Origin of the sequence: Candidatus Solirubrobacter pratensis, from assembly GCF_000425945.1 — a bacterium.
GTDB lineage: Bacteria > Actinomycetota > Thermoleophilia > Solirubrobacterales > Solirubrobacteraceae > Solirubrobacter > Solirubrobacter pratensis.
The window spans coordinates 206,091-223,262 of sequence record NZ_AUEK01000003.1 but is presented as its reverse complement, the minus strand read 5'-3'; the positions used below and the strand labels follow the sequence as shown (position 1 = coordinate 223,262).

Annotated in this window: 19 protein-coding genes; 5 read left to right on the top strand and 14 right to left on the bottom strand. The window is 72.1% G+C overall.

Going from position 1 to position 17,172, the window contains the following annotated elements; genetic code table 11:
* Window positions 1-14: 14 nt before the first annotated feature.
* The 4 genes from H958_RS0101145 to rpsR form a co-directional block, all read right to left on the bottom strand.
* On the bottom strand, window positions 15-857 hold the full coding sequence (locus tag H958_RS0101145) for an ATP-binding protein (protein ID WP_028057313.1): 843 nt from the start codon (window positions 855-857) through the stop codon (window positions 15-17).
* Window positions 857-2,242 (bottom strand): replicative DNA helicase, encoded by a 1,386-nt coding sequence (dnaB, locus tag H958_RS34105; protein ID WP_051323662.1) that lies wholly within the window; start codon window positions 2,240-2,242, stop codon window positions 857-859. The genes H958_RS0101145 and dnaB overlap by 1 nt, the downstream gene beginning before the upstream one ends.
* Window positions 2,243-2,402: 160 nt before the next feature.
* The gene (gene rplI, locus H958_RS0101135) at window positions 2,403-2,855 is read right to left on the bottom strand and encodes a 50S ribosomal protein L9 (RefSeq protein ID WP_028057312.1); all 453 of its coding nucleotides are present in this window, start codon (window positions 2,853-2,855) and stop codon (window positions 2,403-2,405) included.
* Between the two features lie 4 nt (window positions 2,856-2,859).
* Complete coding sequence (gene rpsR, locus H958_RS42540; RefSeq protein ID WP_051323661.1) at window positions 2,860-3,186, bottom strand: 30S ribosomal protein S18; 327 nt, start codon at window positions 3,184-3,186, stop codon at window positions 2,860-2,862.
* Window positions 3,187-3,485: 299 nt separating this feature from the next.
* Between rpsR and H958_RS0101125 the strand changes: the two genes are divergently transcribed.
* Entirely contained in the window at window positions 3,486-3,965 is a 480-nt protein-coding gene (locus H958_RS0101125) for a single-stranded DNA-binding protein (RefSeq protein ID WP_028057311.1), read from the top strand.
* Between the two features lie 114 nt (window positions 3,966-4,079).
* Here H958_RS0101125 and H958_RS34095 read toward each other — a convergent pair whose 3' ends face one another.
* Window positions 4,080-4,499: a hypothetical protein gene (locus H958_RS34095; RefSeq protein WP_037408796.1), complete on the bottom strand. Its 420-nt coding sequence runs from the start codon at window positions 4,497-4,499 to the stop codon at window positions 4,080-4,082.
* Between the two features lie 5 nt (window positions 4,500-4,504).
* Window positions 4,505-4,876 carry a 30S ribosomal protein S6 gene (gene rpsF, locus H958_RS0101115; protein WP_028057310.1) on the bottom strand — a complete coding sequence of 124 codons (372 nt, stop codon included), beginning with the start codon at window positions 4,874-4,876 and terminating at the stop codon, window positions 4,505-4,507.
* A 59-nt stretch (window positions 4,877-4,935) separates the two neighbouring features.
* Between rpsF and H958_RS0101110 the strand changes: the two genes are divergently transcribed.
* On the top strand, window positions 4,936-5,517 hold the full coding sequence (locus H958_RS0101110; RefSeq protein ID WP_156027582.1) for a hypothetical protein: 582 nt from the start codon (window positions 4,936-4,938) through the stop codon (window positions 5,515-5,517).
* On the opposite strand, the gene H958_RS0101105 is transcribed toward H958_RS0101110, so the two are convergent.
* The 4 genes from H958_RS0101105 to H958_RS0101085 all read right to left on the bottom strand — a co-directional run bounded on the left by H958_RS0101105 (window position 5,514) and on the right by H958_RS0101085 (window position 10,541).
* Complete coding sequence (locus tag H958_RS0101105; RefSeq protein WP_028057308.1) at window positions 5,514-6,977, bottom strand: alpha,alpha-trehalose-phosphate synthase (UDP-forming); 1,464 nt, start codon at window positions 6,975-6,977, stop codon at window positions 5,514-5,516. The two genes, H958_RS0101110 and H958_RS0101105, sit on opposite strands and share 4 nt — an antisense overlap.
* Before the next feature lies 1 nt (window position 6,978).
* Window positions 6,979-8,208, bottom strand: a complete 1,230-nt coding sequence (locus tag H958_RS0101100; RefSeq protein ID WP_028057307.1) for a glycosyltransferase — start codon at window positions 8,206-8,208, stop codon at window positions 6,979-6,981.
* A gap of 130 nt (window positions 8,209-8,338) precedes the next feature.
* Window positions 8,339-9,829 (bottom strand): sensor histidine kinase, encoded by a 1,491-nt coding sequence (locus tag H958_RS42535; RefSeq protein ID WP_051323660.1) that lies wholly within the window; start codon window positions 9,827-9,829, stop codon window positions 8,339-8,341.
* Window position 9,830: 1 nt separating this feature from the next.
* Window positions 9,831-10,541: a response regulator transcription factor gene (locus H958_RS0101085; RefSeq protein WP_028057306.1), complete on the bottom strand. Its 711-nt coding sequence runs from the start codon at window positions 10,539-10,541 to the stop codon at window positions 9,831-9,833.
* 48 nt (window positions 10,542-10,589) lie between these two features.
* Here H958_RS0101085 and H958_RS0101080 point away from each other — a divergent pair, with 48 nt between their 5' ends.
* The 3 genes from H958_RS0101080 to H958_RS47255 all read left to right on the top strand — a co-directional run bounded on the left by H958_RS0101080 (window position 10,590) and on the right by H958_RS47255 (window position 13,468).
* Window positions 10,590-12,383 (top strand): M28 family peptidase, encoded by a 1,794-nt coding sequence (locus H958_RS0101080; protein ID WP_028057305.1) that lies wholly within the window; start codon window positions 10,590-10,592, stop codon window positions 12,381-12,383.
* Between the two features lie 18 nt (window positions 12,384-12,401).
* The gene (locus H958_RS42530) at window positions 12,402-13,154 is read left to right on the top strand and encodes a sortase (RefSeq protein ID WP_051323659.1); all 753 of its coding nucleotides are present in this window, start codon (window positions 12,402-12,404) and stop codon (window positions 13,152-13,154) included.
* Window positions 13,155-13,330: 176 nt separating this feature from the next.
* Entirely contained in the window at window positions 13,331-13,468 is a 138-nt protein-coding gene (locus H958_RS47255; protein ID WP_196807151.1) for a flagellar biosynthesis anti-sigma factor FlgM, read from the top strand.
* Between the two features lie 21 nt (window positions 13,469-13,489).
* Here H958_RS47255 and thiL read toward each other — a convergent pair whose 3' ends face one another.
* The 4 genes from thiL to H958_RS34075 all read right to left on the bottom strand — a co-directional run bounded on the left by thiL (window position 13,490) and on the right by H958_RS34075 (window position 17,168).
* Complete coding sequence (gene thiL, locus H958_RS34080; protein WP_255325396.1) at window positions 13,490-14,404, bottom strand: thiamine-phosphate kinase; 915 nt, start codon at window positions 14,402-14,404, stop codon at window positions 13,490-13,492.
* Window positions 14,405-14,414: 10 nt separating this feature from the next.
* Window positions 14,415-14,633, bottom strand: coding sequence for a translation initiation factor IF-1 (gene infA / locus H958_RS0101060; protein WP_028057304.1), 219 nt, complete (start codon window positions 14,631-14,633; stop codon window positions 14,415-14,417).
* Window positions 14,634-14,635: 2 nt separating this feature from the next.
* Window positions 14,636-14,839 carry a cold-shock protein gene (locus H958_RS0101055; RefSeq protein ID WP_028057303.1) on the bottom strand — a complete coding sequence of 68 codons (204 nt, stop codon included), beginning with the start codon at window positions 14,837-14,839 and terminating at the stop codon, window positions 14,636-14,638.
* A gap of 136 nt (window positions 14,840-14,975) precedes the next feature.
* Window positions 14,976-17,168, bottom strand: a complete 2,193-nt coding sequence (locus tag H958_RS34075; protein ID WP_051323657.1) for a transglycosylase domain-containing protein — start codon at window positions 17,166-17,168, stop codon at window positions 14,976-14,978.
* Window positions 17,169-17,172: the final 4 nt, after the last annotated feature.

Sequence of the window (17,172 nt, the reverse complement as noted above, 5' to 3'; positions counted from 1 at the left end):
GTCGTGAGTTCAGTCTAGGCGCTCCGGCGCGGGCGCCCGTACGGCGAGGGCTCCTCGTCCCACGTGGAGTCGTCGAACGGGTCCCAGCCGCCGGGCGCGGCCGGCGGCTCGGGCTCGGCGGCGGGCAGCCGGTCGGCCGCGAACATGCGGTTGTCGTCGCCGAACAGCGGCAGCGGGTCCCCGCAGATCTCCCAGATGCGGCTGACCGTGCGCTCGCCGATCTGGCGCTTGAGCGGGCCGGCGGGATGGCCGTCGCCCTCGGGATCCTCGCGGCCGACGAGGTTCGTCGTCAGTAGCAGCGCGCGGCCGTCCTCGTAGCGCGTGTTGACGATCGTGTAGAGCTGCTCGAGCACCCAGTCGGTGGTCTGCTCGGCGCCGACGTCGTCGACGTGCAGCAGGTCGACCGAGCACAGCCGGTCGATCAGCTCGCTGAGCGAGAAGTGCGAGTCCTCGTCGTAGGTCTCGCGCAGCATCGCGAGCAGCCGCGGGAGGCTGTAGATCGCGACCGTGCGGTCGGCCTCGAGCGCGGCCTTGGAGATCAGCATCGCGAGCGTCGTCTTGCCGGTGCCGACGTCGCCGGTGAACCAGATGCCGCGCCCCTGGTCGAGGTTCTCGCCGATCGCGTTCACGTACGCTCGCACGGCGCGCACCTGGTGCTCGTTCGCGCGCGCGATCGAGAGGACCGGCTCGCGGTCGAACGCCACGCCGCGGAAGCGCTTCGGCAGCCGGCCCGCGACCGCCCCGGCGCGCTTGCGCGCGAGCCGCTTCGGCCGGCAGGTGCAGGGATACGCCCGCCGGCGCTCCTCGTCGTAGAGGAAGCCGGAGCCGTCGCAGCGCCCCTCGAGGCAGGCGTCCATCAGTACCGGTCGTCCCCGACGTATGACATGAAGCGCGGGAACTCCTTCTGGAAGGTCAGCTCGACGGTCCCGAGCCCGCCGTTGCGGTGCTTGGCGATGATCAGGTCCGCGATGCCCTCGCGCTCGGACTCCTTGTCGTAGTACTCGTCGCGGTAGATGAACATCACGAGGTCGGCGTCCTGCTCGATCGCGCCCGATTCGCGCAGATCCGACAGGACGGGGCGCTTGTCGGTGCGCTGCTCGACGCCGCGGTTGAGCTGGCTGAGCGCGATCACCGGCACCTCGAGCTCGCGCGCGAGCGTCTTCAGCCCGCGGCTGATCTGCCCGATCTGCTCGACGCGGTTCTCGACGTCGCCGCCCGCGCGCATCAGCTGCAGGTAGTCGATCAGGATCAGCCCGAGGCCGTCGGCGTGCTGCTGCGCCAGCCGCCGCGCCTTCGCGCGCACGTCGAGCACCGACAGGTCCGAGCTGTCGTCGACGTAGAGCCCGGACTCCGCCAGCCGGTTCGAGGCCTGCAGGATCTTCCCCCAGCGCGACTGCGGCACCTTGCCCTTGCGCAGGTCGTCGCCCTTGATGGATGCCTGCGACGCGATGAACCGCTGCGCGAGCTCCCCCTCGCCCATCTCGAGGCTGAACAGTGCGACCGCCTTGCCGGATCCGAGCGCGGCGTTCTCCGCGAAGTTGGCCATCAACGCGCTCTTTCCCATCGACGGCCTCGCCGCGAGGATGATGAGGTTGCCGGGCTGGAAGCCGCCCGTGATGGTGTCGAGGTCCTCGAAGCCCGACGGCGTGCCCGTGATCGCGGTGCCCTCGAGTGAGAGCTTCTGCAGCTTGTCGAGCTCGGAGTGCAGGAGCTGCTCGATCGAGCGGAAGTCCTTGCGCGAGTCCTCGTGCGCGACCTCGAGGATCGCGCGCTCGGCCATGTCCACGAGCTCGCGCGGGCGGCCTTCGTGGCCGTGGACCTGCGCCTGGATCTCGTACGCCGCGTTCAGCAGCCGCCGCAGCATCGCGTTCTCGCGCACGATGCGCGCGTACTGGCGGACGTTGCCGACCGCGGGGACCGAGCCGGCGAGCAGCTCGACGGCGGCCGGGCCGCCGGCGAGATCCAGCGTGCCGCTCTGCTTGAGGTGCTCGACCAGCGTCAGCGCGTCGACCGGCTCGCCGACCGTGTGCAGGTCCAGCATCGCCTGGAAGATGCGGCCGTGCGCCTCGCGATAGAAGTCCGCCGGCTGCAGCCGCTCGTCGATGATCAGCGCCGGCAGCGCGGTGTCCGAGAGCAGCACCGCGCCGAGCACCGACTGCTCGGCCTCGAGGTTCTGGGGCGGAGCGAGCGGGCCTTGACCGAACCCGTTCGCGTGCCCGTTGGTGCCGTTCGGCGCGCTCATCGGGCGCCGGAGTCTAGGCCGCCGTTCGGATGCGAACGCACGTTCTCCCCGCTACCTGCGGAGGATTCGCCACTCGGGCTCGCAATCGAGCGCCGGCCCGGCAGGCTTGCGACCGCGGGCGCCGCCGGGTCCGCCCGGCGGCGCGAGTCGTCGCGCGGCGCTACTTCTGCTCGACGACCATCGTCTTGATGGTCGCGATGACGCCGTCCTCGACCTCGACCTCGACCATGCGGGTGCCGACCGTGCGGATCGGCTCCTCGAGGTTCACCTTGCGGCGGTCGATCTCGATGCCGCGCGCGTCCTTGATCGCGTCGGCGATGTCCTGCGCGGTGACCGAGCCGAAGAGACGGCCGTCGTCGCCCGCCTGGTGCGGGATCGTCAGCACGGTGCGGCTGAGCACCGCCGCGGCGTCCTGCGCGCGCTGCGTGGCCTGGGCGGCCGCGCGGTCGCTGGCCTCCTGGCGCTTCTGCGCGGCGGCGACGGCGCCCTTGGTCGCGGGCTCGGCGAGCTTGCGCGGGATCAGGTAGTTGCGCAGGTAGCCCTTCGAGACGTCGACGACCGTCCCGCGGCTGCCGAGCTGCTCGTGGTCCTGCAGGAGGATGGCCTGCGGCATGGCCCTAGTCGCGCCCGCGCCGGCCGCGGCCGCCGCCGCCCTCGCGCTCGTCGTCGCGCCCGCCGCCCTCGCCGACGTACGGCAGCAGCGCCAGCTCACGCGCGCGCTTGACCGCGCGGGCGACCTGGTTCTGGTGGCGCCGGCAGGCGCCCGTGATGCGCCGCGAGCGGATCTTGCCCCGGTCGGAGACGAACTTCCGGAGGGCGTTGATGTCCTTGTAGTCGACGAACTCGACCTTGTCGCGGCAGTACTGGCAGGACTTGCGCCGCCCGCCGCCGCCTCCTGCCTTGCGATCACGCCGGCGCGTCGGCCGGCTGCGCTGCTTTGCCACTGTCTGAAGACCTCTCTAGCTGCTTCCGTTGCGCGCCCCGCGCGCGCGAGGCCGGGCGCCATCTGGCGCAAGGCCGAACAGGGTAGCGGATCACGTTGGCCGGACAGATGTCAGGAACACGCCCGCGCGCGCGACCCTGTGCGAAGAAAGCGCAACGAATCTGCGGAGGAACCGGCAATTCCCGTCGAGTCGTCGGGACCCGACCGTAGACTCGCCCGAGAACTTGAGTTTCGCCTCTGCGTCCTCCGATCAGGGCCTCAGGCGAGGTTACACAGGCAGCTGAAAGGAGCCACCTAGAGATGGCCGCCACCAACATCAATCGCGTCGTCCTCACGGGCAACCTGACGCGCGACCCCGAGCTTCGCTCGACCCCCGGCGGCATGTCCGTGTGCTCGCTGCGGATCGCCTCCAACACGCGCCGCAAGGACGGGGCGACGGGGGAGTGGGGCGACAAGCCCAACTACTTCAGCGTCACCGTCTGGGGCGCGCAGGGCGAGAACTGCGCCCGCTTCCTGTCCAAGGGCCGGCCGGTCTGCATCGACGGCCGCCTGGAGTGGCGCGAGTGGCAGGACCAGTCGGGCAACAAGCGCGAGTCGATCGAGATCGTGGCCGACGCCGTGCAGTTCCTCGGCGGCCGCGACGACGCCCCGATGGGCGGCGGCGGCGCGGGCAACGGCTTCGCCCCGCACTCGGACGTCCCGGCCGACACGTCGGACTTCGCGCCGCAGCCGGTCGGCGCGCGCAACAGCGCGCCCGCGGACGACGACATCCCGTTCTAGGCGCTCGGGCCGGCGGATTCGTCCGCCGGGCCGCCGGGCTCCCGCCGGGCGGCGAAGCCGCCCGGCACCGCGCCGCGCTCGGACGCGCCGCAGGCGCCGTGACCGGCGCGTGCGCTAGTTCCGCGACGCGCTGTCGCCGCCGGCCGCGACGCGCGCGCGGCCGCTGCTGACGCCGCGGCGGATCATCGCGGAGTAGCCGTCGTCGGGCAGCTCACGCGCCGCCTCGCCGGCGAGCTCGTAGTGGCGTGCCGCGGCCGGGAGGTCGCCCGTGTCCTCGTAGGCCTTCGCGAGGTTCAGGTGCAGCGACGGGTAGAAGCCGCGCACGCGCTCCGGTCCCGCGGCGTCGGCGTGCCCGAGCGCGCGGAGGTTCCACTCCACGGCGGCGAGTGGGTCGGGCTGGTGTCGCGCGAGGTAGTGCGCGGCGACGCAGGCGTCGAAGTCGTCGGTGCGGGCGTCCCACGCCTGCTCGAACAGGGCGGGATCCCCGGTCATCATGCCCTGCGCGCAGAGCTGGACGACCGGGTTGCGATCCAACGGGGCTACTGGGCTTCGACCGGCTCCGGCTCGGGAACCACGGCCGTGGCCGACGGACGCAGGTCCGGCGGCTCGGGCGTGCCCGGGCGGAGCTTGATGATCCGGAAGCGCAGCACGCCGTCCGTGATCTTCAGGTTGTGATCGAGCTGCTCCAGCAGCGAGGACGGACCCCTGAACTGGATCAGGTGGTAGTCCGCCTCCGGGTGCTTGCGCACCTCGTAGGTCGTCTGGCGGGTGCCCCAGTCGTGGCGCCCGATGAACTCACCCGTGCGATCGATCAGGTCGGCGACGTCGGCCACGATCTGCTCGCGACGCTCGGCCTCGACGGCAGGATCGAGCAGCAGGGTCAGGTCGTAGATATGCGTTCCGCTCGCCATTGCGGTCGCGGATGGTAGCAACGTGGGGCGAACGCCCCGGCCCGCGAGCTAGGACGAACATGCGGCTCGACATAGTGCGGCGCGTCCGCTGGGGCAACGTCGCCCTCGCGGCCACGGCGATCGCGTTGCTCGCCGCCGCGGTCGCCTGGCCCCGCCTGGCCGCGCCGCCCCCGGCCCTGCCGCCGGACGCCGCCAGGCCGCTGGAGCGGGCCGGCGGGGGCGAGACGGATCCGCAACGCCCGGCGACGGACCGAGGCGTGGCGCCGCGGCCGGACCGGACGCGCGGGGGCGGGGCGAAGACGCGCGGGGCGGGCGCGGGGCACGCAGGGGCGCGGCCCGGCGATCCGCGCCGTGGCGGCGCGGATCGCCGGAGCGAGGCGAAGACGCGCCGGGCCGGCGCCGGGCGTAGGAAGCCGCGCGGGGGCGACTCGGGCCGCGCGAAGACGCGGCCCGGCGATTCGCGGCAGGGCGGCACTGGCGACCCCGGCGATGCGCCGCGCCGGGGCGGGAAGGCCCCGCGTGGCGGCGGGGACGCCCCGCGTCGCGGCTCGCGCCGCGCCGGCTCGCCGGCCGCGGACGCGCCGCGCGTCGTGCCCGCGCCCCAGGGCCTGGCCGGCGGCGAGTTCTCGTTCGAGCGCTAGTGCCCGGCCGGCGTGCCGGCCTTGGCGCGGATGTCGGCGATCTGCTCGTCGATCCAGTCGCCCGGGTCGCGCGACGTGACGATCTCCTCCAGGCCGCGGGCGCGGCGGGCGCGCGACTCCGGAGACATCGTCAGCGCGTCGTAGATCGCGTCCGCGAGCTCCTGCACGTCGAACGGGTTGACCGACAGCGCGAACTCGCCGAGCTCCTCGTGGGCGCCCGTGTTCTCCGACAGGATCGAGACGCCGTTGCGCTCGTTCACCAGCGGCCCCTCCTTGGCCACCAGGTTCATGCCGTCGAACATCGCGTTGACCATCATCACGTCGTAGTGCTTGTACGACGCGACCGCCTCGTCGAGGTCGTCGCGCAGCTTGAGGTCGATCGGCATCCAGTCCGGCGTCCCGTGCCGGTGGTTGACCACGGCGACCAGCGCCTCGATCTTCTCCAGGTACTCCGCGTACTCCGGCACGTCGGTCCGCGACGGCATCAGCTGCGCCGTGAACGTGATCCGCTCGGCGTACTCCGGGTGCTGCTCGAGGAAGATGTCGAACGCGGTGAACCCGCGCAGGACGTTCTTGGACAGGTCGGCGCGGTCGACGCGCAGGATCGAGTACTCGCGCCGCCGCCGCAGGACCCGCTCCTCGAACTCGCGCACGCGCGGCCGGCGGGCCACGCCGCGAGTCGCCTCGTAGTCGATCGGCAGCGGGTATGCCCGCACCCATACCTCGCGGTCGCCGCACTGGACGACGCCGTCCTTGAAGTCGACCTCGAGATCCATCAGGTCGCGGCAGCACTGCAGGAAGTTGCGCTGGTAGGAGCGCGTATGGAAGCCGACGATGTCGTTGGCCAGCACGCCCTCGTAGATGTCGTTGCGGATCCGCGTCGGGAGCACGCGCCAGGCGTCAGGCTGCGTCCACGGGATGTGCACGAAGTGGTGCAGGAAGACGTCAGGGCGCGCCTCGCGGACCATCGCCGGGAGCCCGTACAGGTGGTAGTCGTGCACCATCACGACCGGCTCGGACTGCCCCTCGATCTCCTCCACCACCGCCGAGGCCAGGTCCGCGTTGACGCGCTGGTAGCCGTCGTCGAACGCGATCACCTCGTGGGTGCGGATGTCCGGCGCGTTGCTCTGGTCCCACAGGTAGTGCTGGATGAACCAGAGCATCGGATTGGCGATTATGTTGTAGAAGCCGTCGTAGGCCTCGGGGTCGGACTCCACAAAGCGCACGCGGAACGTGCCGCCCTCCGGCGCCTCCACCTCGAACGGCCGCCCGCCGTTGTCGCGCGCGACCTTCGTGTCCGCCTCGGTCATCGCCGACGCGATCCAGATCGCGTCGCGGTGGGAGGCCAACCCCGTCAGCGCGGTCACCAGGCCGCCGGTCCCGCGTTTGACCGAGCCGTCCTCCTGGTAGGTCACCGGCCCTCGATTGGAGACGAGGACCAGCGGCGCGTTGGAGCTCATTTCAGAGGACCTCGGAGAAGATTCGGAGATAGTCACGAAGGTAGCGTGGCGTGAGGAAGTTCGCCCGCACATGCTCCTTTCCCTGACGGCCCAGCGAGCTGCCGAGCGACGGGTCCTCGATGATCGCGAGGCAGCGCGCTGCGCAGTCCCCGACCGACCGCACGAGGTAGCCGGTCACGCCGTCGGTGACCTGCAGCGGGATGCCGCCGACGTCGCCGCCGATGAACGGACGCCCCTTCCAGAGCGCCTCCGAAACCGTCAGCCCGAACCCCTCGCGGGTGGATTTCTGCACCACCACGTCGGCCAGCGACTGGAACGCGTTCACCTCGATCGCGCCCACGTTGTTGAAGTTGTTGAGGATGTGGATGTCCTCATCGCCGGCCGCGTGCGCGAGCGTCGAGTTGTAGAAATCCCACCCTTCCGGGTCATCGGATGCCATGGATCCGACAAGCGCGAGCTGCACGTCGGGACGCGACTGCTTCACGATCCGGTAGGCGTCGATCACGCCCAGCGGGTCCTTCCACGGGTCGAAGCGCGAGACCTGGCAGATCATCGGGCGGTTGACGTCGATCCCGAACTGGCGGCAGACGTAGACCGCGTCGTCGTGCGAGAGCGCCATGTTCTTCGGCGTCAGCGGGTCGATCGCCGGCGGGACGATGTTCACGCCGCCGTTCATGCCGTCGGGGACGTAGCCCTGGACGTGGAACAGCGACGCCGGGTAGCGCTGGATGTACGGCAGCAGCTGCTCGAGCGTCTGCGGGTTCGGCGTCGAGATGTCGATGTGGCAGCGCCAGATCCACGCGCGCGCCTTCTCCGGGGCGAGCGACGGCAGCGCGGCCGGCTGCGGGTCGTGCACCACGCAGACGTCCCACCCGCGCGAGAGCTCGCGCGCGTTCATCTCGTTGTAGGAGCGCCAGACGTGCCACTGCTCCTCGGTCAGGTCCTGCGGGTTGCCCTGGAGCGCGTTGTGCATCAGCTTCGTGGAGTTGAAGAACTCCTCGCGCCCGTAGATCACCTGCCACTCCACCTCGAGCCCGACGTCGCGCATGAGCGGGACGAGCGTGTAGAGGATCTCCGACACGCCGCCGCCGAACGCGGTCGCCGACAGATGGACGACGCGCCGCCCCTTCAGCGGCTCGGCGAGCTCGCGGATCTCCTCGATCAGGTCGCGGCCGACGATGTGGGTGTAATCGGCGAGGCTCTTGTGAGCCAGCACGACGGGCTGCAGCACGCGACGAGCCTAACTCAGCCGCCGGATCGCGCCGATGCGCCCTGACGGTCGCCGACGTTCGTGATCACGTCGCCGCCGCGGCGGTAGGTCGAGCGCTGGAACGTCTCGGCGGCCGGCGCCGCCGCCCGCCTCATGACGGCAGCACCAGCGAGAACGTCGTCGCGCCGGGGATCGAGCGCACCGTCAGCCGGCCGTGCATGCGGTCGGCGAGCTCGCGCGCGATCGCGAGGCCGAGGCCGGCTCCCTGGGCCTCCTCGTTGGAGGTGAAGAACGGCTCGAAGATGTGCGGCATGTTCTGGTGCTTGATCCCGAGGCCCCGATCGGAGACCTCGAGCCGAACGTGCCCGTTGCTGCGGTTGGCCGAGACGCGAACGCCGGTTCCGGGCGGCGTGTGGCGCAGCGCGTTGTCGAGCAGGATGCGCAGGACCTGTGCGACGCGCTCGGGGTCGCACTCGAGCTCGATCGGGTCCGGCCGCAGGTCGAGCGTGACCTCGGACCGGTGGCGCGTGGCGGCCGGCGTGAACTCCGCCGCGACCTCGCGCGCGAGCTGGCCGACGTCGGTCGGCTCCGGCCGAAGCTCCAGCGCGCCCGCCTCCAGGCGCGAGAGGTCGAGCAGCTCGACCGAGAGGTTGCGCATGCGGTCGACCTGTCCGCGGATCTGGTCCAGGAACTGGCGCCGCGTCTCCTCGTCGAGGTCCTCGTCGGCGAGCAGCTCGAGGAAGCCGCCGAGCGAGAAGATCGGCGTGCGCAATTCGTGCGACGCCGACGCGATGAACTGCTTGCGCGCGCGGTCGAGCCGCGCGAGCTGGTTCTGCATGTCGTCGAACGCCGCCGCGAGGCGCCCGAGCTCGTCGTCGGCGTCCGCCCGGATCGGCTGCGAGAAGTCGCCGGCGGCGACCTTGCGCGCGGCGGCCTCGAGCCGCTTCACGCGCGCGGCCAGCGCCCGCGCGACGAGGTAGCCGGCGAGCACGGCGATGAAGAGCGCGATGCCCCCGGAGATCAGCACCTGGCGGCGGATCAGCCCGACGTTGTCCTGCACGTCGGAGAGCGAGTCGGCGAACACCGCGGCGCCGGTGACGTGGTGCTCCTCGTCGAACGTCGGCTGGGCGACCATCACCTGCCGCCCCGCGCTCGTCGGCCCCGTCCGCGTCACCTCGCGGTGGGTCTTGATCGCCTGCACCGCGAGCTCGCGCACGTCGTTCTGGCTGACGCCGTCACCGGGCTTGGAGTCGGCGACCGCGAACGGCCCGAGCGCCGCGACGGTGTAGATGATCACCTCGGCCCCGGAGGCGTCGGCCGCGCGCCGCGTCGCCTTCTCGCGCCGGTCCCGGTTGCGCTTGCTCTGGGCCACGCGGCGCTTGCCCTCGGCCGCCTGCTCCTCGCGGATCGCCTTGGGCGCCTTCGCGTCGACGGTCACATGCTGCGGGTCGTTGGCGGGCAGCACGCGCGCGACCGTGGGCAGATAGCGCTTGCTGTCGCCGACGAGGCCGTTGAGCCGCTGGCTGGTGAGGCTCGCCTCCAGGCGCGGCGTGACCGACAGGTAGATCGTCCCGATCGCGCCGGCGACGATCAGGGCGAAGATGACCGCGAGGCGGTTGCGCAGGGACCGGAGCCCCGGCAACTCACGTCTCCTCGTCCCGGAACCGGTAGCCGACGCCGCGCACCGTGAACAGGTACTCCGGCTCCTTCGGGTCCGCCTCGATCTTCTCGCGCAGGTGGCGGATGTGGACGTCGATCGTGCGCGGGTCGCGGTAGGCCGAGTCGCCCCACACCCGCGCGAGCAGCATGTCGCGCGTGAAGACGCGGCCCGGCGAGCGCGCCAGCGCGGCGAGGATCTCGAACTCGACGTAGGTCGTCGCGATGACGTCGCCGTTGCGCGAGACGGTGCGCTTGCCGGGATCGATGCGCAGCCCGCGCACGTCGATCGCGCGCTCGTCGTCGGCGTCGGCGCGCGCCATCCCGGAGCGCCGCAGCGCCGCCTTCACGCGCGAGCGGAACTCGCGCATCGAGAACGGCTTGGTGATGTAGTCGTCGGCGCCGAGCTCGAGGCCGAGGACCTTGTCGATCTCCTCGGACTTCGCGGTCAGCATGATGATCGGCACCGTCTCGCCCTTGGCGCGCAGGCGGCGGCACACCTCCAGCCCGTCCATCCGCGGCAGCATCACGTCGAGCACGACGAGGTCGAAGACCTGCTCGGAGAAGCGCGCGAGGGCTTCCCGCCCGTCTGCCGCGTGGACGACCTCGTAGCCGTCGCGCTGCAGGGGAAAGGACAGGAGCGTCTGAATGGGCTGCTCGTCGTCTACGAGCAGGATGCGGGGGGCTCGGTCTGCCATGACCTACCGTCGCCAAGGATAGTGGCGCCGAAGGTACCCTCGGCTGCGGTGCTCGACGCTCGCGTGTACCGGACCGCCTTCCTGCCGGCGCTGGTCGCGCTGTTCGTCGCCGCGTTCGCGCTCGCGGACCGCCCGGCCCCGGCCCCGTCGCCACTGCCCGCTGACGCGTTCAGCGGCAAGCGCGCCTACGGCAACGAGGTGGCGCCGGAGCCCGAGTCGCTGCTCGGGATGGCGCGCGACTTCCCGTCGCGCGCGCCCGGCTCGCCCGGCGACAACGGGCTCGCGGACCGCGTCGCGCGCGTCTTCGCGGTGCCGGACGACCTCGGCAGGCGCTCCGCGTTCGAGGTCCAGCGCACGACCACGCGCGCGCACACGCCGGACGGGACGGCCGACATCGTCACGGTCACCGGCACGCGCCCCGGGCTCTCGAGCCGCCGCATCGTGGTCCTGGCGCATCGCGACGCACGCGGGCGTCCCGGGCTTGCGGAGCTGTCGGCGACCGCGACGCTGCTCGAGCTCGCGCGCGTGTTCAAGACGCGCGAGCTCAACAAGACACTCGTGCTCGTCTCCACCTCCGGGGCGCAGACGGGGTTCGCGGGCGCGCGCGCATGGGCCGAGGCCAACAAGGGGACGCCGGTCGACGCCGTGATCGTGCTCGGCGACGTCGGCGGCGAGCAGGTGCACAAGCCGCTGGTCGTGTCGTGGCCGGACGGGTCGGGCGGCGTCCCGCTCGGCCTCGAGCGCACCGTGCAGGCGGCCGTCCGGGCGGAGACCAAGAACGACCCCGGCGCGCCCCGCGCGATCGTGCAGTGGGTGCGGCGCGCGTTCGGCGTGACCGTGTCCGAGCAGGGACCGATCGCCGCCGCGGGCCTGCCCGCGACGCTGATCTCGCAGTCCGGCGAGCGCGGCCCCGATCCCGGCGAGCCCGTGGTCGACTCGTATGTCGAGCGCTACGGGCGCGCGGTGCTGCGCGCCGTCACCGCGATCGACGCCGCCGGGCCGCGCGCGGGACGGGCGTTCAGCGGCGCGCCGCACGGGATCGTGACGATGCGCAACGTGCTTCCGGACTGGGCCGTGCGGCTCGTGATCGCCACGCTGCTGCTGCCCGCGCTGCTCGTCGCGCTCGACGCCTTCTTCCGCGCCCGCCGCCGGCGCGTACCGGTCACCCACGCGTTCCGCCGGCTCGCGGTGGCGGCGGTGCCGGTCGTCGCCGCGTGGATCATCCTGCGGCTGTTCGGCGCCGTCGGCCTGCTGCCTGCGACCGACGGCCCGGTGCTCCCGGACGTCTACCCCGTCGACGCGAGCGCGCTCGAGGCGATCGCCGCCGCCGCCGTCTTCGCCGCGGTCGCGTGGTACGTCGCGCGGCGCGCGCTCGCGCGCCCCTGCACGCCCGACGGGTACGCGATCGCGACCGGGCTGTCGATCTGCGTGCTGGCCGCGCTGGTGTGGGTGCCGAACCCGTACGCCGCCGCGCTGCTGCTGCCGGCCGCGCACCTGTGGCCGTGGGCGGCCGGCGCCCGGCGGCTGCGGACCGGCGCGGCGGCCGCGCTCGCCGGGCTGGCCGTGCCCTTGGTCGCGCTCGCCTCCCTGTCGATCGCGCTCGGCCTCGCGCCGCCTGACCTCGCGTGGGCGAGCGTGCTCGCCGTCGCCGGCGGCCACGGGCTCTGGAGCGCGCTCGTGCTCGCCGCCTTCGCGGCCGCGTTCGCGCTGCTGGTCCGCGTGCTGATCGCGCGTCGCGGCGACGCGGCCGCGCGGCCGGACGAGGCGATCAAGACGCGCGGGCCGAAGTCCTACGCCGGCCCGGGCTCGCTCGGCGGCACGGAGTCGGCGCTGCGGCGCTGAGTGCCGATTAGAGAGCCCATGGCCGCACCGCCGACGATCGCCGCGCAGCCCGACCCGGTCGGCGGCGCTCCCGCGCCGCCGCGCCGGCGCCGCGGCCGCGCGTTGCTGCGCGCGCTCTCGAGCGCGCTGATCATCGCCGGCGCGCTGCTGCTGATCGATGCGTCGGCGACGCTGCTCTGGCAGGAGCCGCTGTCCGCGGTCTACGCGCACCTGCGCCAGGGCAAGCTCGAGCACCGGCTCGAGCAGCTCGACGCCGCGAAGCCGACGCCGGTCGAGCGGCGCGCGCTCGTCAAGCTGCCCGACCCACGCCGCCGGCTCGCGTTCGCCGCGCGCTCGTTCGACCGCCGCACCGGCGAGGGCGATCCGCTCGGGCGTATCGCGATCCCGCGCATCGGCGTGTCGGCGGTCTTCGTCGAGGGCACCGCCGGCGGCGACCTGCGCAACGGGCCCGGCCACTACCCCGGGACGCCGCTGCCGGGCGAGAGCGGCACCGTCGGGATCGCCGGCCACCGCACGACCTACGGCGCGTGGTTTCGCAGGGTCGACCGGCTGCGCAAGGACGACACGATCACGCTGACGATGCCCTACGGCCGCTTCACCTACCGCGTGGAGCGCACGCGCATCGTCGCGCCGACGGCGGTCTGGGTCACGCAGCGCGTCTCGTACGACCGCCTGATCCTGTCCGCCTGCCACCCGCTGTACAGCGCCGCCAAGCGGATCGTGGTGTTCGCGCGGCTTACCGGAGCGCAGCCGCGCGGGGCCGCCGCATGACATCCGGTGACCGCCCCATGGACCCTTGTCCGGCTGGGGACGATAGGTCTCACATGACGGTGCGGGAATCCCGATACGTGAAGCGAGCGCGGATGACGGGTCCGCCTCGCGACGGCGGGCGGCGCTTCGGGCGTCCGTCCCCTTCGCCCCCTCCGACGGATGGCGGGTTGACAAAAGTGGAACAACTGCGAGAGCGCATCGTGCGCGGGACGTACGAGGTCGACAGCGACGCTGTGGCCGCGGCGATCCTCGCGCGGCTGCTCGAACGCGCCGAGACGAGCGAGGACGGGAAGAGCCGTGACCGGCTGGCGTAACTAGCCGGTCCCCCTGCGTCCTCAGTGCTCGAAGCCCCGCCAGTCGTCCGCGCCTGGCGGGGCCGAGAGCCACTCCACTCCCGGCTCACCGGCACAGACCACGCCGATCCAGCGCAGGCCGGCCGCGCCGGCCCGGTCCCGCGCGCCCGGGGGGACGCACGCGCAGAGCTCGTAGTCCTCGCCGCCCGTCGCCGCCAGCTCGGTGGCGGGAACGCCGAGCGCCGCCGCCGCCTCCGCGACGCCGGGGGCGAGCGGAAGCGCCCGCGCGTCCAGCCGCAGCCGCACGCCGCCGGCTTCCGCGAGGCGGCGCGCGTCGGAGGCGAGCCCGTCGGAGAGGTCGAGCATCGCGCTCGCGCCGGCCGCGGCGAGCGCGCGGCCCTCCTGAAGCCGGGGACGCGGGCGCAGATAGCGGTCCACGAGTCCCGCACCGGAAGGTGCGCGCCCGTCGAGCGCGGCGAGCCCCGCCGCGGCGGCGCCGAGCGTGCCGGTCACGCCGACCAGGTCGCCGGGTCGCGCGCCGTCGCGCGTCACGAACGCGCCGGGGGTCTCGCCCCAGCCGACCACCGTGACGGCGATCATGAGCGCCGGGCCGCGCGCGAGGTCGCCGCCCGCGATCGTGACGCCCGTCTGCGAGGCGAGCGCCTCCGCTCCGCGCATCACCGCGAGCACGTCCGCGTCCGGCGGCATCACGATCGAGAGATAGGCCTCGCCGGGCTCCGCGCCCATGGCGGCGAGGTCTGAGAGAGCGCCCGCGAGCGCTCTCCAGCCTGCGTCTTCGAAGGAAGCTTGGCCGAGCCTGAAGTGGGTGCCGTCCACCATCACGTCGGTGGACACCGCCGCCGCACCGCCTGCGCGGATGACGGCCGCGTCGTCGCCGAGCCAGTGCACGACCCGCGAGCCGGGTCGCCGCTCCAGCACCGCAGCGATCGCCTCTATCAGGGCGAGCTCACCGATGCCGGTAGACGATCCGCGCCCGATTCAGGTCGTAAGGCGAGACCTCCACCCGGACGCGATCGCCCGGGAGGATCCGGATGCGGAAGCGCCGCATCTTCCCGGCCACGTGGCCCAGGACCTCGTGGCCGTTGTCGAGCTGAACCCTGAACATGGCGTTCGGGAGCGCCTCGACGACCTCGCCTTCGAACTCGACCTTTTCTTCCTTCGGCAAACTCAGATGACCCGTACGTTCGTCGCCTGCGGCCCCTTCGCCGACTCGCCCAGCTCGTACTCGACCTTCGCGCCCTCGGCCAGCGTGCGGAACCCGTCTCCGGCGATACCGGAGAAATGGACGAACGCGTCCTTCCCACCGTCATCGGGCGTGATGAACCCGAAGCCCTTCTCGTCGCTGAACCACTTCACGACACCCGTAGCCATGCCTTGCAGCACTCCTCTGTGAATCAAGCATGCGCGAGGGGTGCTGCCGGCACTGCCTTCCCGCATACCACCATTGCCGCCGCCCTCGGCGGCCCAACGGCGCAAGTTGTACCAGTCGCGGGCGCGCCTGCCCAGGCTATTGGCCCGGCGAAGTTTGCCCGCCGGTCGTGCCGGGCGCGCCTTGAGGCGGAGACTCGTACTGATCGGGGTTGTACGTGGTGCCGCCGTTGGTCGCCGGGGACTTCCCGCCACCGCCGTTGCCCTTGCCGCCGCCGCTGTCCTGCTTGTCGCCCTGGCCGCCCTGGGGCGCCGACTGAGGCGCGCCGGTCGTGGCGCCCTGCGTGTCGCCGCTGTTGCGGCCGGTGGTGGCGTAGTGGCCCATGAAGGGCTGGCTGACGAACGGCTGCGTCGGCTTGGAGAAGTCGCCGCAGTACTTGCCGACGGCCTGCTTCATGTACGTGCCCCAGATCAGCGCGGGGAACGTGCCGCCGTCGACCGGGCCGCCGAAGAACTGGGTGTTCATGTAGGTGCCGCCCTTCGGATACCCGACCCACACGGCGGTCGACAGCCGCGGCGTGAAGCCGGCGAACCAGGCGTCGGTGTTGTGGTCGGTCGTCCCGGTCTTGCCGCCCGCCGGGCAGCCGATCTGCGCCTTGGTCCCCGTGCCGGCCTGGACGTTGTCCTTGAGGATCTTCGTCGCCTCGTACGTGACGCCGTCGTCGAACGCCTTCGTGCGCTTGACCCTCCAGCGCTTGGGCAGCTCGGAGTGGCCGTCGGGGAACACGACCCTGCGGATCGCTCGGGGGCGGTTGCGGTAGCCGCCGTCGGCGATCGTCGCGTAGGCGTTGGCGACCTCCAGCGGCGAGACGCCCCTGGAGAGGCCGCCGAGCGTCTCCGCGCAGAAGCCGTGCAGCGGCGAGGTGATGCCGAGCATGCGCGCCGTCTCCTTGACCTTGTCGGGCCCGAGGTCGGACGCGAGCTGGGCGTAGACGGAGTTGTCGGACTTCAGCGTCGCGGCGTGCAGCGTGAGGTCGCCCGCGCCCTTGCCGCCGTAGGTCTTGACCTCCCACGGCGTGGCCGGCGAGCCGCACGGCGGACTCGTGAGCTCGATCGGCGAGCGCGAGACGTAGTGGGTCGTGTCCGGGTTCACACCTTCGCGCAGCGCGGTCATGAGCGTGACGACCTTGAACACGGAGCCGGGCTGCCGGTGACCCTGGGCGGCGAGGTTGAAGACCGACTTGCCGTAATCGGCCGATGACGCCATCGCGACGATGTCGCCGTTCTTGGGATCGATCGAGACGATCGCCGACGAGGGACCCGCGTCGGCGAGCTGCGACTTGATCGCGGCGCGCGCCTCCTGCTGCTTCTTGAGGTCGATCGTCGTGTAGACCTTCAGCCCGCCGAGCTTGACGGTCGCGGCGCCGTACTCCTTGTTGAGCTCGGACGTGATGTAGTCGACGAAGAAGCGCTCGCGCGCCTTGCGGAAGTACTTGTCCATGTGCAGCCCGAGGTCCTTGGCCTGCGCGGTGCGCGCGGTCTCGCGGCTGATCATCCCGAGCTCGGCCATCTTGCCGAGCACCTCGTTGCGGCGCGTCTTGGTGCCCTCGGGGTTGAGCACCGGCGAGTACTCCGACGGCGCCTGCGGCATGCCGGCGAGCATCGCGGCTTGGCTGAGCGTGAGGTCCTTGGCGCTCTTGTTGAAGTACATCCGCGCTGCGGCGCCCACGCCGATCGCCGACTGGCCGCCGACGGTGCCGTAGGGGACCGTGTTGATGTAGGTCGAAAGCACCCAGTTCTTCGAGTGGCTCTTCTCGAGGTCGCGCGCGAGCTTGGCCTCCTGCAGCTTGCGCTTGACGCCCTCGATGCCTGTCCGCTGGTAGTTCTGCGTGTAGAGATTGCGGACCAGCTGCATCGTCAGCGTCGAGCCGCCCTGCACCGTCTTCTTCGACGTGACGTTCTTCACCGCCGCGCGCGCGAGGCCCTCGTAGTCGACGCCCTTGTGCTTGTAGAAGCGCTCGTCCTCGATCGCGACCGTGGCCTGCTTGAGCACGTTCGGGATGTCGCCGCTGTCGACGGGGACGCGCAGGTCGTCGGCCTGGATGAACGCGAGCCGCGTGCCGTCGGCGGCGTAGATCGTGGAGATCGAGCCGACCTCCTTGCGCTTGAGCGAGGAGAGCGGCTCCGCCTCGTTGGCCGCGTGCAGCACCCACGCGACGGCGCTCGCGCCCGCGATAGCGCCAGCCAGGAGCACGAGCAGCACGCCGAAGAGGACGTATCGGCCCGGTCCAGCGCCGCGCTGGCGCTTCTTGATGCGCGAGGAATGGCTCATAGGC

Coding starts and splice junctions, on each gene's coding strand:
- H958_RS0101145 (WP_028057313.1), bottom strand. CDS start 857: ATGGACGCCTGCCTCGAGGGGCGCTGCGACGGCTCCGGCTTCCTCTAC.
- dnaB (WP_051323662.1), bottom strand. CDS start 2,242: ATGAGCGCGCCGAACGGCACCAACGGGCACGCGAACGGGTTCGGTCAA.
- rplI (WP_028057312.1), bottom strand. CDS start 2,855: ATGCCGCAGGCCATCCTCCTGCAGGACCACGAGCAGCTCGGCAGCCGC.
- H958_RS0101125 (WP_028057311.1), top strand. CDS start 3,486: ATGGCCGCCACCAACATCAATCGCGTCGTCCTCACGGGCAACCTGACG.
- rpsF (WP_028057310.1), bottom strand. CDS start 4,876: ATGGCGAGCGGAACGCATATCTACGACCTGACCCTGCTGCTCGATCCT.
- H958_RS0101110 (WP_156027582.1), top strand. CDS start 4,936: ATGCGGCTCGACATAGTGCGGCGCGTCCGCTGGGGCAACGTCGCCCTC.
- H958_RS0101105 (WP_028057308.1), bottom strand. CDS start 6,977: ATGAGCTCCAACGCGCCGCTGGTCCTCGTCTCCAATCGAGGGCCGGTG.
- H958_RS0101085 (WP_028057306.1), bottom strand. CDS start 10,541: ATGGCAGACCGAGCCCCCCGCATCCTGCTCGTAGACGACGAGCAGCCC.
- H958_RS42530 (WP_051323659.1), top strand. CDS start 12,402: ATGGCCGCACCGCCGACGATCGCCGCGCAGCCCGACCCGGTCGGCGGC.
- H958_RS0101055 (WP_028057303.1), bottom strand. CDS start 14,839: ATGGCTACGGGTGTCGTGAAGTGGTTCAGCGACGAGAAGGGCTTCGGG.
- H958_RS34075 (WP_051323657.1), bottom strand. CDS start 17,168: ATGAGCCATTCCTCGCGCATCAAGAAGCGCCAGCGCGGCGCTGGACCG.